The 26591-nt window shown below is 42.2% G+C and carries 25 protein-coding genes, 2 pseudogenes and 1 riboswitch; of the genes and pseudogenes, 12 read left to right on the top strand and 15 right to left on the bottom strand.

The features are described from left to right. Positions 1 to 2: 2 nt before the first annotated feature. The 5 genes from F909_RS01130 to F909_RS01150 all read right to left on the bottom strand — a co-directional run bounded on the left by F909_RS01130 (position 3) and on the right by F909_RS01150 (position 4572). On the bottom strand, positions 3 to 830 hold the full coding sequence (locus tag F909_RS01130) for a hypothetical protein (protein WP_005154778.1): 828 nt from the start codon (positions 828 to 830) through the stop codon (positions 3 to 5). Next, a complete protein-coding gene (locus F909_RS01135; RefSeq protein WP_005154776.1) occupies positions 827 to 1603 on the bottom strand; it encodes a uroporphyrinogen-III synthase in 777 nt (258 codons plus the stop codon). The genes F909_RS01130 and F909_RS01135 overlap by 4 nt, the downstream gene beginning before the upstream one ends. After that, positions 1603 to 2520 (bottom strand): hydroxymethylbilane synthase, encoded by a 918-nt coding sequence (gene hemC, locus F909_RS01140; RefSeq protein WP_005154773.1) that lies wholly within the window; start codon positions 2518 to 2520, stop codon positions 1603 to 1605. The genes F909_RS01135 and hemC overlap by 1 nt, the downstream gene beginning before the upstream one ends. 111 nt (positions 2521 to 2631) lie before the next feature. After that, complete coding sequence (locus tag F909_RS01145) at positions 2632 to 3372, bottom strand: LytR/AlgR family response regulator transcription factor (RefSeq protein WP_005154770.1); 741 nt, start codon at positions 3370 to 3372, stop codon at positions 2632 to 2634. Positions 3373 to 3429: 57 nt separating this feature from the next. Continuing rightward, a complete protein-coding gene (locus tag F909_RS01150) occupies positions 3430 to 4572 on the bottom strand; it encodes a sensor histidine kinase (protein ID WP_005154769.1) in 1143 nt (380 codons plus the stop codon). On the opposite strand from F909_RS01150, the gene argH reads away from it, so the two are divergent. Beyond that, positions 4563 to 5996, top strand: a complete 1434-nt coding sequence (gene argH / locus F909_RS01155; RefSeq protein WP_032878335.1) for an argininosuccinate lyase — start codon at positions 4563 to 4565, stop codon at positions 5994 to 5996. The two genes, F909_RS01150 and argH, sit on opposite strands and share 10 nt — an antisense overlap. Positions 5997 to 6005: 9 nt before the next feature. Then, positions 6006 to 6278 carry an oxidative damage protection protein gene (locus tag F909_RS01160; protein WP_005154766.1) on the top strand — a complete coding sequence of 91 codons (273 nt, stop codon included), beginning with the start codon at positions 6006 to 6008 and terminating at the stop codon, positions 6276 to 6278. A gap of 294 nt (positions 6279 to 6572) precedes the next feature. Here F909_RS01160 and phoU read toward each other — a convergent pair whose 3' ends face one another. Further along, a complete protein-coding gene (gene phoU, locus F909_RS01165; RefSeq protein WP_005154764.1) occupies positions 6573 to 7295 on the bottom strand; it encodes a phosphate signaling complex protein PhoU in 723 nt (240 codons plus the stop codon). Between the two features lie 147 nt (positions 7296 to 7442). Continuing rightward, positions 7443 to 7563, top strand: a riboswitch (TPP riboswitch). An 85-nt stretch (positions 7564 to 7648) separates the two neighbouring features. Between phoU and thiC the strand changes: the two genes are divergently transcribed. The 5 genes from thiC to gluQRS all read left to right on the top strand — a co-directional run bounded on the left by thiC (position 7649) and on the right by gluQRS (position 12782). Further along, positions 7649 to 9544 carry a phosphomethylpyrimidine synthase ThiC gene (gene thiC / locus F909_RS01170; RefSeq protein WP_005154762.1) on the top strand — a complete coding sequence of 632 codons (1896 nt, stop codon included), beginning with the start codon at positions 7649 to 7651 and terminating at the stop codon, positions 9542 to 9544. A 75-nt stretch (positions 9545 to 9619) separates the two neighbouring features. Beyond that, complete coding sequence (locus F909_RS01175; RefSeq protein WP_005154760.1) at positions 9620 to 10231, top strand: NUDIX domain-containing protein; 612 nt, start codon at positions 9620 to 9622, stop codon at positions 10229 to 10231. A gap of 22 nt (positions 10232 to 10253) precedes the next feature. Further along, entirely contained in the window at positions 10254 to 11066 is an 813-nt protein-coding gene (gene cpdA / locus F909_RS01180) for a 3',5'-cyclic-AMP phosphodiesterase (RefSeq protein WP_005154758.1), read from the top strand. 189 nt (positions 11067 to 11255) lie between these two features. Next, positions 11256 to 11789, top strand: coding sequence for an RNA polymerase-binding protein DksA (dksA, locus tag F909_RS01185; protein WP_004802178.1), 534 nt, complete (start codon positions 11256 to 11258; stop codon positions 11787 to 11789). A 129-nt stretch (positions 11790 to 11918) separates the two neighbouring features. Next, positions 11919 to 12782, top strand: coding sequence for a tRNA glutamyl-Q(34) synthetase GluQRS (gene gluQRS, locus F909_RS01190; RefSeq protein ID WP_005154756.1), 864 nt, complete (start codon positions 11919 to 11921; stop codon positions 12780 to 12782). Between the two features lie 50 nt (positions 12783 to 12832). On the opposite strand, the gene ftsW is transcribed toward gluQRS, so the two are convergent. From ftsW to F909_RS01215, 6 genes and pseudogenes are all read right to left on the bottom strand, one after another. Further along, on the bottom strand, positions 12833 to 14026 hold the full coding sequence (ftsW, locus tag F909_RS01195; protein WP_005154755.1) for a putative lipid II flippase FtsW: 1194 nt from the start codon (positions 14024 to 14026) through the stop codon (positions 12833 to 12835). A gap of 17 nt (positions 14027 to 14043) precedes the next feature. After that, complete coding sequence (murD, locus tag F909_RS01200) at positions 14044 to 15396, bottom strand: UDP-N-acetylmuramoyl-L-alanine--D-glutamate ligase (protein WP_005154754.1); 1353 nt, start codon at positions 15394 to 15396, stop codon at positions 14044 to 14046. A 99-nt stretch (positions 15397 to 15495) separates the two neighbouring features. Next, positions 15496 to 15788, bottom strand: a pseudogene (locus F909_RS0120470) (hypothetical protein). A gap of 66 nt (positions 15789 to 15854) precedes the next feature. Beyond that, positions 15855 to 16106 (bottom strand): DUF6587 family protein, encoded by a 252-nt coding sequence (locus F909_RS01205; protein WP_005154753.1) that lies wholly within the window; start codon positions 16104 to 16106, stop codon positions 15855 to 15857. A 54-nt stretch (positions 16107 to 16160) separates the two neighbouring features. Then, positions 16161 to 18014 carry a ferrous iron transporter B gene (gene feoB, locus F909_RS01210; RefSeq protein WP_005154752.1) on the bottom strand — a complete coding sequence of 618 codons (1854 nt, stop codon included), beginning with the start codon at positions 18012 to 18014 and terminating at the stop codon, positions 16161 to 16163. After that, positions 18011 to 18271, bottom strand: coding sequence for a FeoA family protein (locus F909_RS01215; RefSeq protein WP_005154750.1), 261 nt, complete (start codon positions 18269 to 18271; stop codon positions 18011 to 18013). Before F909_RS01215 ends, feoB begins: the two co-directional genes overlap by 4 nt. 204 nt (positions 18272 to 18475) lie before the next feature. Between F909_RS01215 and xerD the strand changes: the two genes are divergently transcribed. The 4 genes from xerD to thrC all read left to right on the top strand — a co-directional run bounded on the left by xerD (position 18476) and on the right by thrC (position 23288). Then, positions 18476 to 19396, top strand: coding sequence for a site-specific tyrosine recombinase XerD (gene xerD, locus F909_RS01220; protein WP_005154749.1), 921 nt, complete (start codon positions 18476 to 18478; stop codon positions 19394 to 19396). A 134-nt stretch (positions 19397 to 19530) separates the two neighbouring features. Next, positions 19531 to 20346, top strand: a complete 816-nt coding sequence (locus tag F909_RS01225) for a DsbC family protein (protein ID WP_005154739.1) — start codon at positions 19531 to 19533, stop codon at positions 20344 to 20346. Between the two features lie 392 nt (positions 20347 to 20738). Next, complete coding sequence (locus F909_RS01230; RefSeq protein ID WP_005154736.1) at positions 20739 to 22040, top strand: homoserine dehydrogenase; 1302 nt, start codon at positions 20739 to 20741, stop codon at positions 22038 to 22040. A gap of 108 nt (positions 22041 to 22148) precedes the next feature. Beyond that, positions 22149 to 23288 (top strand): threonine synthase, encoded by a 1140-nt coding sequence (thrC, locus tag F909_RS01235; protein WP_005154735.1) that lies wholly within the window; start codon positions 22149 to 22151, stop codon positions 23286 to 23288. Positions 23289 to 23358: 70 nt separating this feature from the next. Here the strand turns inward: thrC and F909_RS01240 are convergent, their stop codons facing one another. The 3 genes and pseudogenes from F909_RS01240 to pbpG form a co-directional block, all read right to left on the bottom strand. Further along, the gene (locus tag F909_RS01240) at positions 23359 to 24129 is read right to left on the bottom strand and encodes a hypothetical protein (RefSeq protein ID WP_005154733.1); all 771 of its coding nucleotides are present in this window, start codon (positions 24127 to 24129) and stop codon (positions 23359 to 23361) included. A gap of 46 nt (positions 24130 to 24175) precedes the next feature. Next, positions 24176 to 24523: pseudogene (locus tag F909_RS21695) on the bottom strand (DUF6915 family protein); the annotation flags it as partial. A gap of 151 nt (positions 24524 to 24674) precedes the next feature. After that, a complete protein-coding gene (pbpG, locus tag F909_RS01245) occupies positions 24675 to 25739 on the bottom strand; it encodes a D-alanyl-D-alanine endopeptidase PBP7/8 (RefSeq protein WP_157407617.1) in 1065 nt (354 codons plus the stop codon). A 209-nt stretch (positions 25740 to 25948) separates the two neighbouring features. Between pbpG and F909_RS01250 the strand changes: the two genes are divergently transcribed. Beyond that, entirely contained in the window at positions 25949 to 26584 is a 636-nt protein-coding gene (locus F909_RS01250) for a response regulator transcription factor GacA (RefSeq protein WP_005154729.1), read from the top strand. Positions 26585 to 26591 lie beyond the last annotated feature (7 nt).

The following is a 26591-nucleotide window of genomic DNA, read 5'->3' as shown; positions in this document are numbered from 1 at the left end:
CGTTACCCCAATAAACCCAATGTGGTGAGTTTTGGTGTAGGCATTACCGGTAAATTGACAATTTTCTCTAACTTCTGTTTCATCTGCTGGCTAGCTTGATCGGGCAATTCCGCAAACAACTGCATGACTTCCAAAATTGATTTTCGATATTCAACCAACTGGCCTTGCTGTAAAGCCTCAGAGGCAAGCAATAAACGCAGTTGAGCTTCTTTCAAAGTGATATTACGGCTCAGTAAATCAGGAGAATTGCGTTGGATTTTTTCCAATGTAAACCAATGCCACCAAGACGTACTTTCATTGTTTGCCATGCTTAGTTTCGGGTTCTGAATTTCTTGTTGAATCTTTTGGTCTAGCTGCTGCAATAAATTATCGAGTTGCTGCTGCTGTTGCGTTTGGCTTAAAACATATTGCTGAATAATCTGTTTATCCTGCTCAATCGATTTCACCAGACTATGCTGCAATGCAGGAGAGACTGCGGATTGCACAACATGCTGCTGCACTTGATTCAATTGATCTAATGCATAAATAAATTGTTGCTGATCCAATGCAAATTGCACCAATTGCATTTGCTGCTTAATCAAAACAACTGGCGCAATCCCCGTCACCGTAGTTGGGATGGCGACACTATCCGTAGGCTCTACTGGATTAGTATTTTGCAACTGGCGTTGCACAGCAACGAACTGATCATTCAATAAAGCATAACGCTGCTCGGTTTGATTTAATTGCTGTTGCAATTGAGGTACAGTTTGAGAATATTGCGCAACATCGTAACTGAGTTTAGCTAACCACAATAAACTCAATCCTAATATTAGATAACCAATTTTTCTCATACATGTCCTTGCCAATCACTCATGCGTTGAATGATCTCTGATGCAGATAAATTTTCAAGCTGAATAATGTTAAATCCTTGAGCAGTCTGATCCCGCACCTGTCTCAGAATCTGGACCAAACGTGAGCCTAAAACCAAATAAACCCACGCTGCTGCACATGGATACTGACCACATAGCTGTTGCCAATAGTTCCAACTCGCTTCGCTACTAATCAACACCGCAACAGGCTGATTTAAACTTATTTTTTTTACAATTTCAGGAAATATAGCAAAACTTTGTTCTGGGCATTGGCGATGATAGAGCACAAAATTCAGAATCTCGACACCTTGTTGCTGCAATTGCTGCATCATAAACTGTCGCCCCCCCAAACCTCGCCAGAATGCAATTTTGGTTAATTGCATCTGCTGTTTTAGAAGGGGAAGCTCCAGCATTCCCTCTGAGCTTTCCACCTCAGGGACAACACTCGTTATTTTAAATTGAGCTAAAGCCTGTGCTGTGGCTTGCCCTACTGCAACCCATTGAATATGTTTGAGCTGATCAAGTTGCAATCCTGCTTGCTGCAAATAACGCATCCCAATATCAACGGCTGTCGGACTAACCACCACGATCACTTGGGTCTCAAGCAACGCGAAGTAGAGTTGCTGTAAAGTTTTAGAAAATGGCTCGGCAACCAATTCAAGTAAAGGCAATGCCTCGACCTGATAACCCACCTCTCCCAATGCTTGGGTTAAAACAGAAGCACGGTCATCAGGCCGCGTATTAATAAACAGCATTAATACAGCGCTTTCAGCAATTCACCTGCACCCTGCGCTAACAGTCGCTGAGCCAGCTGTTCACCAAGTTGTTCAGCATCTGCTGGTGCTCCAACCAACTGTTCTTTCAGTAAGGTTTTCCCATCAACACTCCCCACTCGCCCTTCGATATGAATCTGATCATTGGCTAAAGTTGCGTAACCTGCAATCGGCACTTGGCAACCTCCTTCCAAATAAGCATTGAAAGCACGTTCTGCACGGACACAAATCGAGGTTTCTTCATGCTGTAACGGTTGGATCAATCTTAATAATTCCACATCATCCGTACGACACTCTAAACCAAGTGCACCTTGCCCCACCGCTGGTAAACTCACAACAGGCATTAAGCAATGGCGAATTCGATCAGCCAAACCTAAACGTTTTAATCCAGCACTGGCCAAAATGATGGCGTCGTATAAACCATCATCCAATTTGGATAACCGTGTGCCCACATTGCCGCGTAAATCAACAATTTCTAAATCGGGACGTTGCTGTAAAATTTGGCACTTACGACGCAGGCTAGAAGTCCCCACCTTTGCACCCTGTGGTAGCTCATCGAAATGCGCATAATGATTCGAAACAAATGCATCCAAAGGATCTTCACGCTCACAAATCACAGCCAAACTTAAACCTTCAGGTAAATGCATCGGCACATCTTTCATTGAATGTACAGCCAAATCCGCACGACCATCCAGCAATGCTGCTTCCAGCTCTTTTACGAATAAACCTTTACCACCAATTTTGGCTAACGGTGTATCTAAAATCTTGTCGCCTTGGGTGACAAACTTAACCAATTCAACCGTTAAATCTGGATAAAGCGCATTTAAACGAGAACGAATATGTTCCGCCTGCCAAAGTGCAAGAGGGCTTTGTCGAGTCGCAATTTTTAAGGTTTTCATAAATTCAAGTTAAGTATTGATCAAAGCAATTGTTCCAAACTTAACTTGATCACCTGAAATTGCAAGTAAAAAATCATAAAGTGATCAATCATTCAGCTGAAAAGCTGAGTTTTATAATTGATGCATGCACTCTCTTAAACTCGGTAAGTGACGGCGACTGACGGATAAACGCTCCTCCAGTTCACGCAAACGTACTTGATATTGTCCTGCTGCGACCAATTCTAGCCCTTCAAGATAGTCGAGCGAGACCAAAGCATTACGATGAATGCGGATAAAACGGTCTGCAAATTCTAATTCTAAGTCTTTCAGGGTTTCATCAATTAGCACACTGCCATTTTTATGGCGAACAGTGACATATTTTTGATCCGCCAAGAAATAATAAACATTTTCCAATGGAATCAGCTCAACTCCGCGATAAGTTTTCGCAGCAATTTGATGGCGTTGTGTTTTGGTATCGTACATATCGTCTTGTTGTTTTAAACCAGTCATTTGTGCTTGTGTAAGGTGAGTTAAATGATTAAACACCTGCTGTAAATCTTGTTGTGCAACAGGTTTAAGTAAATATCCTTGTGCTTGAAATTTAAATGCTTCCAATGCATGTTGATCATATGCCGTACAAAAAATAATCGCAGGACGAGGGTTGAGCTGACTGAGTTGTTCAGCACACTCCAAACCATTCATCCCTGGCATTTGAATATCTAATAAAACGACATCAGGCGAGTCGTTTTCAATATGATTTAACACTTCCTGACCATGATGGGCCGTCGCAATGACTTCGTGTCCCATCTGGGTCACTAAACGTGACAAACGCTCTACAGCGAGAGGCTCATCATCAGCAATCAGAACTCTCATCCTCTCCTCCTTGTCACCGTTAACTTCATCCATATTTTTTATGGTTAACTTGACTTATTATTTTACTCGATAGTGGTAGCTCACCACCGTCGTATATAACGACGCTCCCCCATAAATCTGAAACTTAACCGTTGGCCCATAATAAGCTTTCAAGCGCTGCTTCACATTGTCTATCGCAATACCATTTCCCTGTCTCGATTTTATTGTATCGTGAGAATAAGGGTTGGTAATGACTATACTGACTTGATTTTGCAATATTTCAACCAATACGCTAATGGTTGATGGCTGCAAAATTTTTTCCACCCCATGAAAAATACTATTCTCAAGCAAAGGTTGCAACGTTAATAACGGAATCGTCACGCGTTTTAATTCAATTGGTGTCGCCTGTATGTTCCATTCTACATTTAAACGCTCACCTAGACGCATTTTTTCGATACTTAAATATTGCTGACACAAGTCAATTTCCTCTGCCAGACTCACCAACTTCAGTTCCTGAAAACTCGCTCTAAAAAGTCGTGACAGATTAATCAGCATATTTTCAGCTTTTTCAGGATCGATCGTAATTAAACTCACCACGCTATTCATGCTATTAAATAAGAAATGCGGATGAATTCGCGCTTGCATCGCCTGAATTCGAGCATTCAGTTCACTGTATTGCTGGCTCATCCACTGTTCACGCATATATAAATAACGCAAACAGAATGCACCGAGTAAAACACCATAGCTCAGATGCAGACTCGTCCCCTGAAACAGCACCTCTTCACTAAATGCGCCTGAACGTGCAGCCCAATACTGAATAACATTGACCGCGCAGGTGGTCAATAAAACAATTAATTGAAGTAAAACAAAACCGAGTATTAATGCCACTTTCTGACTAAACTTGGCAAAAAAACCTTGAAAGTAATCCACCAGTGTCGCAAATGATAAAATCACCCAATTAATAAAGAACATATATTGCAATACGCGAAAGCCATCTAAGGCTTGCCATGAACGTGCTTCAGCCAAAGCCAACACCATCGCTAAAACATTACTTGCAACAATTAATTCTAATAAGTATTGCCATTGCCCAATTTTCGTAAAAAAATAGGAGCCTGATGGATTCCCCTGACGAGTTTGCGATAACTTCTTACGTCGAGTTTCGGCAACTGCGTTTGGATTTGCTATACTCTTTTTTATTTTGCTGAGCCGCCATGACCACATCTTCTCAATCCTCTTCTACAGCAAGCCCAAATCAAACCTCTGGAATGTGGGGCGGTCGCTTCTCTGAAGCAACAGATGCTTTTGTTGCAGAATTTACCGCATCTGTGCAATTTGACCAACGTTTTTATAAACAAGATATTGCAGGTTCAATCGCACATGCAACCATGCTTGCCAAAGTTGGCGTCCTGACTGAAGCTGAACGTGATGACATTATCCAAGGTCTAAGCACCATTCAAGCTGAAATTGAAGCAGGCAACTTCGAATGGCGTATTGATTTAGAAGATGTACACATGAACATTGAGTCACGTTTGACTCAACGTATTGGTATCACAGGTAAGAAACTCCATACAGGTCGCAGCCGTAATGACCAAGTTGCGACCGACATCCGCCTGTATTTGCGCGATGAAATTGACGATATCTTAGGTTTATTACTCCGTCTACAAAAAGGCTTACTGGGTCTGGCAAGTAAAAACACCAACACTATCATGCCTGGCTTTACTCACCTGCAAACTGCTCAGCCTGTGACTTTTGGTCACCACTTGTTGGCTTGGTTTGAGATGTTAGTGCGTGACACAGAGCGTCTACAAGACTGTCGCAAACGTGTTAATCGTATGCCACTTGGTTCAGCAGCTTTGGCAGGTACGACCTACCCAATTGATCGTGCTTACACAGCGGAACTCCTCGGTTTCGAAGCAGTTTCAGAAAACTCACTCGATGCCGTTTCTGATCGTGATTTTGCGATTGAATTTAATGCAGCTGCATCTTTGATCATGATGCATTTATCACGTATGTCTGAAGAACTGATTTTATGGACTTCTGCACAGTTCAAATTTGTGAATATTCCAGACCGCTTCTGCACAGGTTCTTCAATCATGCCGCAGAAGAAAAATCCAGATGTACCAGAACTTGTTCGTGGTAAGTCAGGTCGTGTTTTTGGTGACTTAATGAGCCTATTAACTTTAATGAAAGGCCAACCATTGGCTTATAACAAAGACAATCAAGAAGACAAAGAACCATTGTTTGATGCAATTGATACTGTTCGTGGTTCATTAATGGCATTTGCCGATATGGTTCCAGCCTTAGTGCCAAATATCGAAATTATGCGTGAAGCAGCTTTACGTGGTTTCTCAACTGCAACCGATCTTGCAGACTACCTCGTCAAAAAAGGCGTGGCTTTCCGTGATGCCCATGAAATTGTTGGTAAAGCAGTTGCTTTAGGCGTTGCAGAAGAAAAAGATTTATCTGAATTGACGCTTGAACAACTGCAACAGTTCTCTGATTTGATTACCGCAGATGTATTTGACAAAGCATTGACCCTAGAAGCCTCTGTCAATGCACGTGATCACATTGGTGGTACCTCACCAAAACAAGTTGAAGCTGCGATTGCCCGTGCGCACACTCGCCTAGAACAGTTATACGCTTAAGGATTTATGATGACTAGACAAGTACTTTGCCGCAAATACAAACAAGAGCTTGAAGGCTTGGATTTTGCACCATTTCCTGGTGCCAAAGGCCAAGAGTTCTTTGAAACCGTTTCAAAACAGGCATGGCAAGAATGGTTAAAACATCAAACCACCTTGATTAATGAAAAACGTTTGAATGTATTTGAACCTGATGCGAAAAAATTCCTCGAAGAACAACGTGAGAAGTTCTTTAATAACGATGAAAGTGTAGAAAAAGCTGAAGGTTGGACTGAGCAAAAATAAGTAGTTTTGTCTCATCCTACCGTAAAAAGAGAGCTGTTTTTCAGCTCTCTTTTTACATGATATTTACATAAGTAATAAAGCCTTACAGAGTATACACAGTTGTCTACATGACACGTTACAGCACGGTGTTTATAGTTGTATTCAGAAGGACAAAGAGATACGTTGATATCTCACGTAACGCATGATATTTCTCTCCCAGACTTTCCCCCGAAGTCTGGGATTTTTTTATTGCAATTCCCTCAAAATAAAAAGCCGCTCTAGTTAGAGCGGCGATATATTATTCTACTTTTACCATTATTTTTGATGCACTTTTTGCTCAATCTCTTCAATACTGGTATGACGCACATCGGTACCCTTCGCCATATAAATCACCTGTTCTGAAATATTACGCGCGTGATCACCAATTCTTTCTAAAGAGCGTAGTACCCACATCACATTAATAACCCGTGAGATATGACGCGGATCTTCAATCATATAGGTCATTAAGGTACGGGTGGCTGATTGATATTCACGGTCAATATCCACATCTGCCATGACGACTTTCAATGCCTGCTCAACATCTAAACGCGCAAAAGCATCTAGGGCATCATGAATCATGACACGAACCTGATTGCCAATATGACGGGTTTCCATATAACCACGTGGTGACTCACCTTCTTCACACAGGGTTTGTGCAATACGTGCAATTTTCGCAGCTTCATCGCCAATACGCTCTAGGTCTGTATTACCTTTGCTCATTGCGATCACCATACGTAAATCAATCGCTGCTGGATGACGGCGAGCTAAAATCAATGTCAAACCTTCATCAATATCACGCTCGAATTGATTCACTGCATTGTCTTTAAACTGTACATCAATCGCTAAATTAGCATCTGTGTCTAATAAAGCATGAATCGCATTTGCGACTTGTTGCTCCACTAATCCACCCATGGTCATAAACTTGGTGTGCACATCTTGCAAGTCTTCATTAAATTGTGAAGAAATATGATGACTTAACACAGGATTGCTTGGGCTCACAGTATGCCTCCACTAAATACATGGAAAAAATGATTGGTGATTAAAACATAGAAATGATGAAACTTTTATGACAATAGCACGGATTGGCCCGTAGTTGATTGGTGTGAATTGCTACAACAAAAATTTAAAAATCTGTTACGCTAAATGCGTCGCTTGACGGAGCGCAGTTAACAAACTGCTGAGATTGTCTTAATTACAGAATTTAAAGGCAAGTACCGTTGAACCTGATCAGGTTAACACCTGCGTAGGAATCAAGCCCAGCAAAAAACTTAGCTTCTATTTATCGTAGAGATAAATCCGCCATGCTTTTTGGTCGTGCTTGATTCGTTAATGCCATACATAAGGATCATGCCATGAACCAATTAACGAATCTTTCCCCTGCTGATATTTCTGCTCAACATGAGCAAGCTGCAAAAGATTTAACCCGAATATTACCTGCATCTCGAAAAGTCTATGTTGAAGGTTCTCGCCCTGATATCCAAGTCCCTTTCCGCGAAATTAGCTTAACCGAAACGCCAACTGGCTTGGGTGGTGAACACAATCCACCAGTGATGGTTTATGACACGTCTGGTGTTTATACTGACCCCAATATACAAATCGACCTAAACAAAGGCCTACCTTCCGTTCGTCAAACATGGATTGAAGAACGCCAAGACACCGATGTACTTTCTGGTCTTAGTTCGGAGTTTGGTCAAGCTCGCTTAAAAGATATTCGTACAGCCGAAATTCGTTTTGCCCATATTCAAAATCCACGTCGTGCACAAACAGGCAAAAATGTCACGCAAATGCACTATGCCAAACAAGGTATGATTACGCCTGAAATGGAATATATTGCCATTCGTGAAAACCAGCGCCAACGCGAAAATGTCGATATGCGTCAGCATCCAGGGCAAAACTTTGGCGCACAAAACTTACGAGAAATTACCCCTGAATTTGTACGTCAGGAAATTGCTGCGGGCCGTGCCATTATCCCAGCCAACATTAATCATCCAGAATGTGAACCGATGATCATTGGTCGCAATTTCTTGGTGAAAATTAATGCCAATATCGGTAACTCTGCGCTCGGTTCATCGATTGATGAAGAAGTGGCAAAAATGACTTGGGCAACCCGTTGGGGTGCCGATACCATCATGGATTTATCAACAGGTAAGAACATTCATGAAACCCGTGAATGGATTATCCGCAACTCGCCTGTGCCAATCGGTACTGTACCCATCTATCAGGCACTGGAAAAAGTTGATGGCGTGGCTGAAGATTTAACTTGGGAAATCTTTAAAGACACATTGATTGAACAAGCTGAACAGGGTGTTGACTATTTCACCATTCATGCAGGCGTACTGTTACGTTACGTACCCATGACAGCAAACCGTCTAACGGGCATTGTGTCTCGTGGTGGTTCAATCATGGCGCAATGGTGTCTGGCGCATCATGAAGAAAACTTTTTATATACGCATTTCGACGAAATTTGTGAAATCATGAAAGCCTATGACGTGTCATTTAGCTTAGGTGATGGGCTACGTCCAGGTTGTGTGCAAGATGCCAACGACGAAGCACAATTTAGCGAGCTTAAAACACTAGGTGAATTGACACATCGCGCTTGGGAACATGATGTACAAGTCATGATTGAAGGGCCTGGTCACGTGCCAATGCATATGATTAAAGAAAATATGGATCTTCAACTCGAAGTCTGTAAAGAAGCACCATTCTATACACTTGGACCACTGACCACAGATATCGCACCAGGTTATGACCATATCACCTCTGCGATTGGTGCTGCAATGATTGGCTGGTACGGCACGGCGATGCTTTGCTACGTCACCCCGAAAGAGCATTTAGGCCTGCCAAACAAAAAAGATGTTAAAGACGGTATCATCACCTACAAGATTGCAGCACATGCGGCTGACTTGGCCAAAGGGCATCCAGGTGCACAAGTTCGCGACAATGCCCTCTCTAAAGCACGCTTTGAATTCCGTTGGGATGATCAGTTCAATCTCAGCTTAGACCCAGACACAGCACGCAGCATGCACGATGAAACGCTTCCCAAAGAAGCCCATAAATCAGCGCACTTCTGTTCAATGTGCGGTCCAAAATTCTGTTCAATGAAAATCACCCAGAATGTGCGAGATTATGCGCAAAACCAGCACAATGCCAAACAGTCAAATGATGCTGAAAAAGAAGTTGAAGCAGGTCTCAATGCCATGAAAACCGCTTATCAGGAACATGGTCAAAAATTGTACCACAAGGTGTAAATCGACTAAAAAAAGATTTTCCTGCGAATCATTCTCGGTTAGGATGAGATATGTACAATCTCATCCTGATTGAAGATGACTATTCTTGACCACGCCAGCTACTCAGCAACCGACGTTACGATAGAATCTCGAGAGCCTTTGTTTCGAGGGTTCATTCAAGTTGAGAAAGTGAGCTTAAAACATCGATTATTTCATCGAGAAGATTACTCACCTTTAATTCAGCGTGAATTGGTTCATCGTCCAGAAGCTGCTGGCGTTTTACTTTATAATGACCAACAACAACGATTTGCACTGATTGAACAATTTCGTGTCGGTGCATTGAATGATCCAGTTTCACCATGGCAACTCGAAGTTATTGCCGGAGTACTCGATGGAGATGAATCTCCAGAAAGTTGTATCCGCCGTGAAAGCTTAGAAGAGTCTGGTTGTAAGATCACTGAATTAAAACACTTATTTAGCTTCTACCCTTCTGTGGGCGCATGTTCTGAATTTTTTCACTTATATGTTGCAGAAGTTGATTTACCAAAGGACGGGGGCGTTTTTGGGATGCCAGATGAAGGTGAAAATATTCAGCTTCATCTATTTGCCTATTCCGAATTAGAAGCATTATTAATTAACGGGCGGTTGAGAAATGCACCTGTAATCATGGCATTACAGTGGTTGTCTCAACACATACAACAAAGATAAAAATCTGAAGGGGCTAAAGACGGTGACTTTCCAAGTCTCATCATTATCGCAACAAGATTTTGTGATGATACAGATTACTGATACACATTTATTAGAGTATCCACATTTAGAGTTTGTCGGGATGCAACCCGAACAAAGTTTTCATGCTGTAATCGACTTGATGCGCCAGCAACATCCTCATATTGACTTGATTGTACACACAGGTGACTTAGCTCAATCGCCAACACCTTTGACGTATAAACGCTATGTACAACATATGCAAAGCTTGGGAATCCCCTTTTTTCATACCCCTGGCAACCATGACGATGTAACGCATTTTCCATTCCATGAAAAAGATCAGAAACCGACCGTGATTGAGTTAGGTCAATGGTGCATTATCCTACTCAATAGCGCACAGCCAAAGCGGATTGATGGAAAAATTGCTGAAGCACAATTGCAACAGCTCACCCAGTTGCTGACACAACACCATGATCGCCATGTCATTATTGCGTGTCACCATCATCCTTTTGCCATGCAATCTGCGTGGATTGATCAGCATAAACTTAAAAATTCATCCGACTTACTGGAAACCATCCAGCCTTTTTCAAATGTCAAAGCAATCGTATGTGGTCATGTGCATCAAGACTCAATCAATACATGGCAAGGCATTGAGTTTTTATCGACTCCGTCCACCTGTATTCAGTTCAAGCCCAAAAGCGATAAGTTTGCCTTGGATGAGGAACATCCTGGCTACCGCTATATTCGCCTAAAAGCCAACGGTGAACTGGAAACTCAGGTCTATCGTCTCTCAACTTCGCAGCGAATGAACAGTTCTGAAGTTTTAGGCTATGACTAAACTTTTGATTACAAATTACATTGTCGATTTCTCACAAAATCTGGACGGGAATGACTACCATCTTGTCCAAAAACTCTATATGATGTCGACCCTTGATGGAAAAAACCATCTTAGGTTTCTATAAAAACACTTGCATATCACCATATTTTTTGCGTATAGATAGTACGTGTAAGATGAGGAATGCCCTATATGGCGAATGACAACCAAAATCAAGTCTTGGACGAACAGACAGAAGTGATCGACGATCAAAAATTGGCTGTGAAACGTACACGCAAAACCAAACCTAAAGCTTCAGAAAGCGGTACAACTGCGAGCTTATTTGGAATTGCGCCTTATCAGCCAAAGAAAAATGAAGAATATATGTCTGAAGGACAACTTGAGCATTTCCGCCAAATTTTAAATGCATGGAAAGCTGAGTTAATGTCTGAAGTTGATCGCACCTTGAACACCATGCAAGATGAATCAAGTGCGCTTCCTGACGTCAATGACCGAGCAACGCAAGAAGAAGAATTTGCAATTGAACTACGCACACGTGACCGTGAACGCAAGCTCATTCGCAAAATCGAACAATCGATCGAAGCAATTCAAAACGAAGACTATGGTTTCTGTGAAACCTGTGGTATCGAAATTGGTTTACGTCGTTTAGAAGCTCGCCCAACAGCGACTTTATGTATTGATTGCAAAACTTTGGCAGAAATCAAAGAAAAGCAAAACAACGGTTAATCATCGCTCCCAACCTCCCTTTAAAAAGGGAGGAGTACTGACAATTGAGAAATTTATAATGTTCGAGTACTCCCTTCCTTATAAAGGAGGGGTTTCGGGAGGATTAAAACACACGACCATTTAATCTTTATGTCTTACATCGGACGATTCGCGCCATCGCCTACTGGTCCATTGCATTTTGGTTCCTTACTGACTGCTGTCGCCAGTTATTGTGATGCCAAAGCCAATCAAGGTAAATGGTTGGTCCGTATCGAAGATACCGACATTCCTCGCATTTATCCCAACAGCGAAGCTCACATTCTTGCTTGTATTGATGCTTTTCAATTTGAGCCAGATGCAGAAATTATTTTTCAAAAAGATCGTTTAAATCTTTATGAGCAGGTGCTTGAGCAACTCAAGCAATCACAAGCGATTTACGCTTGTCAATGTACGCGTAAGATGTTGGGTTCAAATTATATCTATATCGGCACCTGCCGCGACCTCAATCTCGATTTTGTTGATCAAGCCATTCGCTTAAAAGTTTCTGACCAGCTCATTTGCTTTCAAGATCGCTTACAAGGCCAGCAATGTTCTAACTTACAACAGGATCTCGGTGATTTCGTATTAAAACGCCGTGATGGCATTATCAGCTATCAACTCGCAGTGGTCGTGGATGACTATCTGCAAGGCATTAGCCATGTGGTCCGTGGCGCAGATCTACTCGATAATACAGCCCGACAAATTTGGTTGGGCTCTTTGCTTGATTATCCAAGTTTAAGCTATATGCACCTTCCTCTTGCCATGAACGATCAAGGACAAAAACTATCTAAGCAAAATCTAGCCCAAGCATTGGACATCAACAAAGCACCAGAACTGCTGCTTCAGGCTATTTTAGCCTTAGGACAATCCAAAGTTGAACTGGATCAACCACGCATCATGCTGCAACAAGCCGTGCAACAATGGGATGTAAACTCAATCCCGCTCGGCATTCATTTGGCAGGAACTTTTCAGTAAGCCGTAAAAAAGCCCTAAACATTGTCAGGGCTTTTTTAATCTAAACCAATTTAGAAATTCGATTCTTCTTTTAATGGGTTTAACTCTTGTGTTGATGCATCAATCTTTAAAATCAAACTAATCATCGCTGCACACATCATCAACGATGTACCACCATAACTAATAAATGGTAAAGTCAAACCTTTGGTTGGCATCAAGCCCATATTCATGCCTGCATTCACCAGAATCTGCATCAGAAAAATAATGCTAATTCCATAGGCTAAATAGCCTGCACGCAAATAGTTATGTTGCAAGGCACGATGACCGATACGAATACAACAGGCCAACATGGTAAATGACAGCAGCATCACAATAAACACACCAAAGAAGCCGAATTCCTCACCTAATACAGCCAACATAAAGTCCGTATGCGCTTCAGGTAAGTATGAAAGCTTCTGCACACTGTGTCCTAAACCCGTACCAAACCACTCACCTCGACCAAAGGCCATCAATGCATTTGAGAGCTGGTAGCCTACTCCCAATGGATCTGCCCAAGGGTTAGTAAAGGAAATCAAACGTTGGAAGCGGAATGGCTCGAAGATAATCAACGCACTCACACCCGCAAAGATCGCACCAAGCATGATCAAGAACTGTGTTGCTGGCGCTCCTGCTAAAAAGAATACACCCACCATCATTAATACAATCACGACGGTTGCACCTAAGTCTGGCTCAGCCACAATAAAACCAACCGTTAAGGCCATGACACCACTTAAGCGTAGTAAACCTTTCCAATGCGTTCGTACTTCTTTGGCGCGGCGTACCACATAATCCGCAGTAAAAATCGCCATCACAATTTTAGCAATTTCAGTCGGCTGTAGGGTAAAACCACCCACCTTAATCCAACGATGTGCACCATTGACTTCCGAACCGACCACCAATACCGCCAAGAGCAAAACAATGGTAATGAGCCATAAAGGAAATGCATTTTTAAACCAAAGATTCAATGAAACTCGATAGGTTAAAAATGCCACCACCGCAGCAACCACAATTGAAATACCATGACGAATCAAAAAGTAAAAAGGACTCTCATGGATATATTCCGCGTACGGCATAGACGCTGATGCAACCATGATTGAACCGAAACATAGCAACGAAATCACAGAAAAAATCAGGATATTTCGTGCCGTCATTTCCGCGGGTAGCTTAGGTAAACGATTCAGCAATTGCGAAATCTTCTGTACCGTATTTTGGGCTAAGTCAGCCATAGTTCTATTCCCAGTTCTTATTTTTCATTCAAGGCATTTACACATGCCACGAATTGATGCCCACGATCATTATAGCTTTTAAACATATCAAAGCTCGCACAGGCGGGTGAAAGTAAAACCACATCTTCTGCTTGAGTGGCTTTTTGAGCCAGTGCTACCGCTTCTTTTAAACTGGTTGCATGCTGAATCACAGTTGTACCTTGAATCGCCTGTTCAATCACCGCAGCATCTTCACCAATGAGAACCACTGATTTCACATATTTTTGAATCGCATCACGGAGAGGTTTGAAATCCTGCCCTTTGCCTTGACCACCAAGAATCAAAGCCAGTTTGCCTTTTTTCACTTCAATTGCGACACCAAGACCATCAATTGCAGCCAGCGTCGCCCCAACATTGGTTCCTTTGGAGTCATTGTAATAGCGCACACCATCAATGGTTTCGACATATTCACAACGATGTTCTAAGCCCTTAAAATGCTTAAGCGTTTCAAACATTGAAGCTGGGGGTAAACCAACTGCTTCGCCCAATGCCAAACACGCCAATGCATTGGCAACGTTGTGCATCCCTTGAATATACATCTCAGAGGTTTTAAGCAAACGCTCTCTTCCTCGAGCTAACCACATGCTGCCATCGGCATCACGCAGCACACCATATTGATTTAAATCAGGTGCATTCAAACCAAAACTTTGCATTGGGGTAACATCTGGAACCAATGGACGGCTTAGATTATCGTCACGGTTATAAACGACTTTTTTCACGCCCTGAAAAATACGATGTTTGGCTTTGTGATAACCCAACATATCACCATGACGATCTAAATGATCTTCACTCATATTCAACACCACAGCAACTTCTGCATTCAAGTGTGATGTGGTTTCAAGCTGGAAGCTCGATAACTCTAAAATAATTAAATCAGGTTTATCTTTTAATAAATCTAATGCTGGACGACCTAAGTTACCACCGACAGCCACATTTTTGCCCGCCTCTTGTGCCATCAAGCCAATTAACGTGGTGACTGTACTTTTTGCATTTGATCCTGTAATCGCAATGATTGGCACTTCTGTAGCACGGCGTAATAATTGAATATCACCGACCACTGGGATGCCTTTTTCAACTGCTTGTTGAATTTCTGGAAGTTGGGGTGCAAGTCCTGGACTAAGAATAATTTCTTCTGCTTGCAATAAAAGCTCACTGTCCAATTGACCAAAACTGGTACGCACACCTGCTGGAATCTGATCATGCCCTGGCGGGGTGGCTCGCGAATCTGTTACTGCAACTTGGTAGCCCTGCTCATGTAGAAAATTGACTGCTGACACACCAGAAATACCCAAGCCAGCAACAACTTTTAATCCACCACGTTGTATTAACATTTTCGCCCCATTTTTTGCAGATTACAGAATGGCAAAAATGTTAGCACTTTACTGTTTTAAATGCTTTTTCAGTTTTGGTTTTATTCAATCTTTTTTGTGTCAGTGCGTAAAAGCTTCAGCAGGTATAAAAAAGCTCATCCCTAATAAAGCCAAGATCACAGCACCTAACCAATCTACAGATTTAAATGCATATTGCCTGATTTTAAGTGCGATCAATTCAGAGGTCTCAATCACAGATAAATCAAGATTAAACATGAGATAAGCCAAGAGAGGGCTTCTTTATAAATATTCAGACCTTTAGACAAAGTAGAGAGATAAAGCAGCGTCATCACCAGCATGAAACCCAGTGCAATCAATTTATGCTTTGAACTTAATGATTGTTTTTTGCTTATTTAAGTCTGATTCACTTTTTCTTTTTTCCAAAAATGCCCATCTTGAGATGGGCATTTTGAATTGTATTAACGCCATTTAACCGTTTGAATGGGTTCTACTTTTTTGTTCTCAGCCTCATCGGTCGAACAACCACAGCCACCGCCACACCCCACAGCCATTTTAGGTTTTAACCAGCCCGCCAAACGCTGCCAACCTAAACGCTGGCAAAAATTCGACAAACTCAGAAAGGCTGAATTTGATGTTTGAGGGAACACCTTTTTGAATACGACAACAGCACTCCACAGTACCAATACAGCAACAATCAAGTACTCAAACATAACCGTCTCTCCAATGATTGCCTCTCTTTTTAAAGGGAGGCTAGGTGGAATTTCTTAACCCCAAATGCTTGATACAATTTGATAGGTCAAGAAAGACATTAAATACGCCAAACCAAATAAATACGCAGTCATCACAGCAACATGTTTCCATGAACCTGTCTCACGGCGTACCGTTGCTAACGTTGCCAAACAATGCGGCGCATAGATAAACCATACCAACAATGATAAACCTGTTGCTAATGACCAACCTGTGCCATCCGCACTAATTAAATGAGAAAGTCCCTGCGAGATTGCATCATCATCGGCACCGGATAGTGCATAGACGGTACCTAAAGCTGCAACTACAACTTCACGTGCTGCCATCGCAGGAATAAGTGCAACCACTATCTGCCAGTTAAAGCCTACTGGTGCAAAAATCGGTTGTAACAAATGCCCCAACATCCCAGCAAAACTGTAATCGATATCAGGTATGGTTGCCCCTTCTGGTGCTTGTGGGAACGTACATAAGAACCAAAGCAAAATCGACAGGGCAAAGATAATGCCACCGACACGTTTTAAGAAGATTTTACCGCGATCAAGCAAGCCAATCCCAACGCTTCTCAAATCAGGAATACGGTAACTTGGTAGCTCAAGCAAAAGTGCATGTTGTGATTTATCTTTTTGCAAAAATTTCATCACGATCGCAACACAAAGTGCGCTGACAATACCAGACATGTACAAGCCAAATAAAACCAGACCTTGTAGGTTGAAAATGCCCCAGACCGTTTGACTTGGAATAAAGGCAGCAATCAATAAGGCATAAACGGGTAACCGTGCAGAACAGGTCATCAATGGCGCAACCATGATCGTGGTAAAACGATCACGTGGATCACTAATACTACGTGTTGCCATAATCCCAGGAACTGCACAGGCAAAGCTTGAAAGTAATGGAATAAACGCTCGGCCACTTAAACCTGCTTTGAACATCAATTTATCAAGCAAGAAGGCTGCACGCGGTAAATAACCTGATTCTTCTAAAACCAAAATAAAGAAGAATAAAATCAAAATTTGTGGCAAGAACACAACCACACTCCCCGCACCTGCGATAATCCCATCGACAACCAAACTATGCAGCAAGGGTTGTGAGATATACTCTCCGAGCTTCTCACCAAACCATGCAAAGAAGCTTTCAATCCCATCCATAAACGGTGCAGCCCAAGCAAATACGGCTTGGAATACGATAAACATCATAATCGCAAGACTAAGTAAACCGAGAACTGGATGTAAGAAAATCTTATCGAGGAAATCGGTACGCTTATCTTCTTGATCGACAAAGTTCACCACATCTTTAAAAATCACTTCGATTTTCTGATGGTGGTCGCCCTTCAAGCCGCTCAACTCTGTTTGTGGAACCGTATATTTTTCCTGATCTAATGCGTGCAACAGGTTCTCGATACCTGAATTACGTACCGCCACAGTTTCAACAACAGGTACACCCAAACGCTCAGAAAGCTTTTGAGTATTGATCTGAATACCACGACGACGCGCTTCATCCATCATGTTCAAAACAACAAGGATCGGACGACCAAGCTCAATAATTTCCAACACCAAACCAAGATGTAGTTTTAAGTTGGTTGCATCGACCACACACAAGAAAGCATCTTGTTGACCTTCTTCTGCAATTTTACCTTGGCAGACGTCACGAGTGATTTCTTCGTCTGGGCTAGTCGCCTGTAGACTATAAGTCCCTGGTAAATCCAAGACACGTACAGACTTTCCAGACGGCAGCTGAAAATGTCCAACCTTACGCTCAACTGTTACTCCAGCATAGTTGGCAACTTTTTGGCGCGTACCTGTTAAATGGTTAAATAAAGATGTCTTACCGCAGTTTGGATTTCCCACAAGGGCAACACGTAACGCATCACTCATGCAGGTGCTCCTTCAAGTTGAATTTCAATTTTATCCGCTTCAGCTTTTCGTAATGCAAAACGCGTAAAACCGAGCTGGATTAGAATCGGATCACCACCAAAAATACCTTTGGTAATCACTTGCACTTGCGTACCAGGCACAAAGCCTAAACTTTCTAAACGAACTGCAACTAAATCTGGCTGTTCTGTCTCATCGACCAAGCGATTCACTTTCGTGATCACCGCTATTTGCTTGACTTTTAATGCTGACAATCGCACCGCTCTAACCCTTTACTCTCTTTATGATAGTATACAAGCAAATGAGAATAATTACCAAAAACAATCTCAATGGCATTTAGCTTTGTGACAGATCGACAACAATTCAATTTTCTTTTACAGTGCAATGAAATCAAGGATAAATTAGGGTATATCACGCCTAAAAAGCACATGTACTTTTTCATAGATTATCGTTTTAGGCCCATTATGCTCAATAAAAAGCCACGCATCCCCGCTGCGATTACTATTCCAGCCCAACTCAGTTTTTTACAAGGTTTTCGAGATTATCTTGTCGCACAAACCGTCAGTCCACATACACGAAATGCTTATTTATCCGATCTGATTCAATGTAGCGAATTACATCAAAGCTCAGCATTACCAGAATGGTCCAGTGATGACATTGCTGATGTTCTTATCGCCCTCACCAAAGCAGGGAAAAGTCCCCGTTCGATTGCCCGTTGCTTATCCGCGCTCAGACAGTTTTATAAATTTTTAAGAGAGCAAAAACTTCGGGATGACAATCCTGTTGCCACCCACCACTCCCCTAAAATTGGTCGTGCCTTACCCAAGGATTTATCTGAACAAGATGTCGAGGCTTTGATCAATGCACCAGACATTACCACTGCTTTGGGTCTACGCGACCGTGCCATGTTCGAAGTGCTATATGCATGTGGTCTACGTGTTTCGGAATTACTCAACTTAAAACTTGAACTGATCAATTTAAAACAGGGATTTCTACGCGTTACAGGTAAAGGCAATAAAGAACGTCTGGTGCCACTCGGGCAATTTGCCTGTGACTGGATTGAAAAATATTTAGTCGAATCACGCCCGCAATTATATAAAAGCAGCACCGATTATCTGTTTCTTACCCAACATGGCGGTATCATGAGTCGCCAGAATTTTTGGTATGCAATTAAGCGTTATGCCTTACAAGCCAATATTCAAGCGGAGTTATCACCCCATACGTTGCGTCACGCTTTCGCCACCCATTTACTTAATCACGGTGCAGATTTACGCGTCGTGCAAATGCTGCTTGGGCATAGCGACCTCTCTACTACTCAAATATATACCCATGTCGCTCAGCAGCGGATGCAGGAGTTGCATGGCAAATACCATCCACGGGGTTAAAACCACCTTTTATCTAGGATTCAGCTAAAACTTGATTCTGTTCACAGAGCCTATGCAAGATTTAACGAAGTGATTCATTTTTTTTGTTATGCTAAGCCCCTTATACAAATGAATTCGTACAAAAAAGGTTCTCTATGTTGTTTACTCGGTCTCAGCTTGTAATTGCTTGTACATTAGCATCAACATTATTAGTAAGTGCTTGCTCAAAAGAAAATTCAGCACAAAAACAAGATGCACTCACAGCAAGTGCGCCTGCGACAGGTGAAGCATCGACATTAAATGAACGCAATACGCAACAGCGCTTGGTTTCAACTTTAGAAAAGCATTTTAAAACGGCAAACATCAATGCCAAAATTCTTGTAATCAAGAAAACTGAGGTTCCAAACCTTTACTGGGTTAGCCTAGAAGGGATGGGTTCAGTCTATGCCACTGCGGATGGACAATACATTATTCAAGGGGATGTGGTTCGTTTAGGTGACAAACAGTTGCACAATGTCAGCGAGGCACTTCAAGCAACCGAAAATAAAAAACATCTGGCTTCACTCAAGACTGAAGATTTAATCGTTTATCCAGCGCAAGGTGGTAAAGCGAAGCATGTCATTTACGTCTTCACAGATTCAAGCTGCCCATATTGCCATAAACTGCACGAGCACCTTGCTGAAATTAATGCCAAAGGGATTGAAGTACGTTATATCGCTTGGCCGCGTGGTGAACAGTTCATGCCAACCATGCAGGCAATCTGGTGTAGCCAAGATCGTAAAGCTGCTTTTGATCAAGCCGCTAAGGGTTTACCTGTATCTGCAGCTGAATGTAAGAATCCAGTACGTGACCAATATCAGTTGGGTCTGAACATGGGTGTGAATGGTACACCAGCGATTTATAACGTCGAAGGTGAGTATTTAGGTGGTTATATGACCCCTGAAGAAATCGCTCAACGCTTAAACAAATAACCGAAAACATCTCCTCAAAATGACTAAGACTCGGGCGACAGATTAAAGATGATCGTAATAGGGTCTGTTACCACTTTATCTATGATTGCGACAGAGGAGATTTTTAGGCGATACAAGGCATGGATTGTGAAATTTAGTCATTCTAAATAAACAAGACATAACGCAGAAGCGCCAAAAATCTCCCTGTCCCACTGGGTTGTGGCTAAAACTCCCTCATACGTCGTTATGAAACTTGGCAAGGGAATGCCATTCCCTACGTTTCATGCCTAGTCTGATGGATTCTCAGCCTTCAACGCAATTCATTTATAAAGTGACAACAGACCCTAGTGTATGTGCATTTTTTTAGCTATGATCAAGCTTCATTAAAATGATTGAATAAAATGGAGTGTGACGTGAAACCAGTTCGTCTGGCGATACTCGGTCTTGGTACTGTAGGTGGTGGAGCCCTTAAATTACTACAAGAAAATGCTGCGGAAATTAAACGCCGTACCGGTCGAGAAATTCAAATTACACACGTAGGCACACGCCGTCCACGTCCAGATTTACAACTCGAAGGCATTAAACAAAGCGATGACTTGATGGAGATCGTCCGTCAACCAGATGTTGATATGGTGGTCGAAGTCATGGGTGGCATTCATCCTGCTTATGAAGTCATCATGGAAGCCATTAAGCATGGTAAACAGGTTGTCACTGCAAACAAAGCTTTACTGGCTGAACATGGTAATGAACTGTTTAAGGCAGCAGAAGACAATGCCGTTCAGATTGCTTATGAAGCAGCGGTTGCTGGCGGTATCCCAATCATTAAAGTGATCCGTGAAGGTCTTGCAGCCAACCATATCGAATGGCTTGCCGGCATCATTAACGGTACAGGCAACTTCATTCTGACTGAAATGCGTGAAAAAGGCCGTGCCTTTGAAGACGTTTTAAAAGAAGCGCAAGAACTTGGTTATGCCGAAGCTGACCCAACCTTTGATGTTGAAGGGATTGATGCGGCCCATAAGCTGACGATTTTGGCGTCATGTGCTTTTGGTATTCCATTGCAATTTAATAAGGTCTATACCGAAGGTATCAGCAAAATCACAGCTCAAGATGTGAAATATGCAGAAGAACTTGGTTTCCGTATCAAGCATTTAGGCATTGCACGCCGTGCTGACAAAGGCATTGAGTTACGTGTACATCCAACCCTGATCCCTGCAGAAGAATTGATTGCCAATGTAAATGGCGTTAAAAATGCCGTCTTGGTTCAAGCCAATGCCGTTGGCCCAACCTTATATTATGGTGCTGGTGCTGGCGCAGGTCCAACAGCTTCTGCTGTGGTTGCTGACGTGATTGATATCGTGCGTGATATTTCATATACCGAAGATGGCGCTGGAACAATTCCTCAGCTTGCTTTTGAAGCATTGACCAATGTGCCAATCTTGAGTCGTGAAGAAATGACCACTGGTTATTACATCCGTCTCAATGCTGAAGATCAGACTGGCGTATTGGCTGATGTCACTACGATTCTCAGCCGTGCTGGAATCAGTATTGATGCCATCATGCAGCAATCACGCTTAAAAGACTTGATTCCTATCGTGATTTTAACCGATCCGATCGTTGAATCTAAAATGGATGAAGCACTAGCACAAATTCAAGCATTACCTGTAATTCGTGGCGAAATCGTAAGAATTCGTTTAGAATCGCTCGATAGTTAATCAGTTTAAATCTCCCCTCACCCCTCGTTATTCAAGAGGGGGAACTCCTCCCTTTTCCAAAGGGAGGTTGGGAGGGATTTTCTCTCTACCTCATATTGGAACACCATCATGTCGAATGCCAATCGTTATACTGGTCTTGTAGATCGTTATCGTGACCGTTTACCTGTGTCTGCAACTACACGCGCAATTTCTTTAGGTGAAGGGAATACCCCACTGATTAAACTAGAGAACATTCCACGTATTATTGGCAAAAACGTAGAAATCTATGTGAAATACGAAGGTCTGAACCCAACAGGTTCATTTAAAGACCGTGGTATGACCATGGCGGTGACAAAAGCAGTTGAAGAAGGCTCTAAAGCGATTATCTGTGCATCTACAGGGAATACTTCAGCAGCAGCAGCAGCCTATGCAGCACGTGCAGGTATCAAAGCATTCGTATTGATCCCAGAAGGCAAAATTGCGATGGGTAAAATGGCGCAGGCAATGATGTACGGCGCGATCACCATGCAAATTCGCGGTAACTTCGATGACGGTATGCGTCTGGTCAAAGAAGTCGCTGATCAAGCACCTGTAACGATTGTAAACTCGATCAACCCGTATCGTTTGCAAGGTCAGAAAACCATTGCTTATGAAATTGTAGAAGCATTGGGCCGCGCACCTGATTATCACTGCTTGCCTGTCGGTAATGCGGGTAACATCACCGCACACTGGATGGGTTATACCGAAGCGGTTGCCAATCAACCAGCGGATCAGTTTGAGCAAGTGATTTATGATGCTACAACTGATCAATTCACAGGTCCTAAACCAGAAGGCTTACCAACAATGGTCGGTTATCAAGCATCTGGTGCTGCGCCATTCTTACGTGGCGCACCGGTGGAGAATCCAGAAACAGTTGCAACAGCAATTCGTATTGGTAATCCACAAAGCTGGAACCATGCCAAAGCCGTAGTCCGTGATTCTAAAGGTTGGTTTGATGAACTGACTGATGCTGAAATCCTGGAAGCGCAACGCTTACTTTCAATGTATGAAGGCGTATTCGTAGAACCAGCTTCAGCAGCATCAATTGGTGGTGCAATCCGCGATCTTAAAGCAGGTAAAATTGCTGAAGGTTCTGTGATTGTATGTACAGTGACAGGCAATGGCTTAAAAGATCCTGACACTGCAATCAAGCAATGTGCTGATGCCGTGATGTTGTCGATTGATGCGACCATGGATCAAGTAAAAGATTCTATTCTTTCAAATATGTAAGCATACATACTGAAATAAAAAACCAGTTGCCTGCAACTGGTTTTTTATTGGTAATCATAGAAAGAAAAAGTTATTCGTAATCATCATAGCTATATTGTGCAGTTAATTCTTTTTCAATCCTCTGAATTTCTTCAAGCTCAATTTCTTTGATTTCAAATAATGGCTGTTTGAGTAAAGGATTAACCGCATATAAAGCTTCTTCTTCCCAACCCTGCATAATCGTTAAAACTTGGCTTTTCTGATCGTATTTCAAACCCGATTGCGCTGTGATCATTGCCTGTAAGAGCACAGGCTGATCAGACAACTCATCAAGTGAGCCTTTAAGCTGAATATCGCCATAGTCATAATCTGCAAAAATAGTTCCTACATTCGTTTTTAATTGTTCAGGTTGATCTGCATAAGCTAGACTGGCAAAAAACTCGTCATGCTCTTCCACCCATTTCTGTTTTTTGACTGACCAAAGCGCATAAAACCGAGCCTCATGTTCAAACTGTACCAGTTGAAATTTTTGCATTCCTGCCAATTGAATAAATTCAAAAGTATCTTCATCGCTTAAGCTTTCAGGTAACACATCATCTGAAATATCCCCATCTTCACAGACATGTTCACCACAACGTGAGAATACAAAATCATCCAGTTGTTTTAACAAAGCTTCATCTGCATCAAAAAGGGATTCCACTTCATACAGAGCAAAATCTCGCGCCCCATCAATTTCTAGCTTTTTATATGCGGCCTCGGCTTGAGCTTTATCACCAAAAACATTGGCAATACGATTACCTGCCACGTAAAAAACTTCATCGTTATAACCAAAGTATTTGGCACGAATCACGTAAGTCGTCATGTTGTTCCCCTTCGTTCATTTATCATTGAGTTGTTTTTTTTATTTGATGTAATTGTTCTAAATGCTGTTCAAAGTTTTTAGGCAATTGTCTTGCATCTATCACATTTACAAAGTCATTGAATGTCGAAATAAAGCGCTGTTGGTGATCCATCAATAAATGATCACGTGCACACAAACCGTTCAGATCAATCGATTTGCCTGCGCTATTTTGAAAGCTATGTCCAAACACAGGGACCACAACCGAATTTATGCCCAACAAGGTCTGTAAAATTCGGTGTCGCGCATCACTGCATAGGCCTTTGCTACTATCTATGAATGCATGTAATTCATCGTAGTCTTTGGGTTCCCCACCTCAGCGTTTTGCAGAAATCCGTGCATGTTGCATCGCATTCATAATGGTCTATCATCATTTCTTTGATGTATGCACACATTAGCCGATTTTAGCTTAAAAAACGAACATAATTTATTGAAATAAGACAAGTTGTGTCGCATTATTCAGGCATAAAAAAACTCCCCATAAAGAGGAGTTTTTTGACTATAAAGAACTAAACGCGTTTTGGTAAAGTACTTAACCAGCTTAATAGATTGGTCGCATCGCTGTTACGTGCTTGCGAACTTGGTGCGCCCAATAACACCACCACTGCTGGACGTGAATTTACTGTCGTATGCATGACAACACAACGACCTGCTTCATTGATATAACCTGTTTTTGACAAGTTAATGTTCCAGCCACCATTACGCACCAACGCATTGGTATTATTTGATTTCAGTACACGATAGCCTAAATTGAAATCATAGGTTGGTGTCGTAGAAAATTGACGAATCAAGCCATATTGTGAAGCAGTACTAACGAGAATGCCCAAATCACGCGCTGAAGAGACGTTGTGTGGGTCTAAGCCCGTTGATTCAGCATAACGTGTTGCAGTCATGCCTAATTGCCTCGCTTTTGCATTCATCGCAGCAATAAAGGCTGAACGACCACCTGGGTAAGTACGCGCTAAAGCAGCAGCTGCTGGATTTTCAGACTTCATCAATGCAAATAGAAGTGCTTCTGCACGATTCATGGTATCACCAGCGCGTAAGGTTGAACTTGAGTTCTTACCTCCTGCACCCGCAAAATCAATCGCCTGTAACGTGATTTCTTCCGACATGTTCAAACGAGCGTCCGCCGTGACCACAGCCGTCATTAATTTGGTAATCGATGCGATTGGCACCGACATATTACTATTTTTACTGTACAGCACTTCGCCTGTCTGTGCGTCCATCACCAAAGCAGCGCGTGCATTGACAGAAGGCTGACTACTGTAACCAAAAGTATCTCGAATCTGCGACGTTGATTGCTGTGCAGTAGAAGAGCTAATCGTGGCCGAACCACCATTACGTAATGTAGTAGTAACAGAGGTTGAACCTTGTGGACCAATTTCCAATGGTTCATCATCTTCCATCAACTGGCTTGCATCACTTGCAGACCAATTCATTGAAGCCGAACCATTCACACGCGAAGAAGCTGGATTGTTATTCACAACCAGTTCTGCAAAACTTGTTGAGCTTAAAGCCCACAAGATAGACATGCTTAAAACATGCATGATAGATTTTTTAGAATTTTTCACGACACAATACTCAACTCAGGACGCTGCACATTTGCGCTTAATACCATTATGCCTTACATTTGAACAAATCGGGTAAAGCTTTTATAGACACAATTGTGTACAACTATTCGCTAAAAACGAAGAATAGGATTGCTAATTTTGTCGTTTCATTGCAAGCTAATTTTGCTTTATGTAACAAAAAACCAGTTTTTTGAAAAAAGGAGGTCTTCTTGATCACTGTTCTCGTTGTTGATGATCATGAACTCGTACGCACAGGAATTTGTCGTATGTTGGAAGACCACCCTGATGTTGAAGTCATCGGACAAGCAGAATCAGGAGAGGAAGCGATTGCTTTGGTGCGTCAAAAACACCCTCAAGTGGTGCTATTAGATGTGAATATGCCAGGCATTGGCGGCGTAGAAACCACACGCCGTTTGTTACAGACTGCGCCTGAAACCAAAGTCATTGCTGTCAGTGGTCTTGCCGAAGAGCCGTATCCATCGCTCTTACTTAAAGCTGGTGCAAAAGGTTATATCACCAAAGGTGCTCCAATTACGGAAATGGTTCGAGCTATCAATAAAGTGATGCAAGGTGGAAAATACTTTAGTGCAGATATTGCTGAACAACTGGCCAGCTCATATCTCTCTGATACACAACAATCTCCTTTTGATGCGCTCTCAGAGCGTGAAATGCAAGTTGCCATGATGGTGGTGAACTGTATCAGTGCTCAAGAGATTGCTGACAAATTGTTCGTAAGCGTTAAAACTGTAAACACCTATCGCTATCGTATTTTTGAAAAACTAGCGATTGATAGTGATGTCAAACTCACCCATCTTGCAATTCGCTATGGGCTCATTAAACCTTAAAAATAAC

Origin of the sequence: Acinetobacter sp. ANC 3929 (genome assembly GCF_000369405.1) — a bacterium.
Classification (GTDB): Bacteria; Pseudomonadota; Gammaproteobacteria; order Pseudomonadales; family Moraxellaceae; genus Acinetobacter.
Note: the sequence above shows the minus strand (reverse complement) of the source record. Positions and strands in the feature narration are given on the sequence as shown.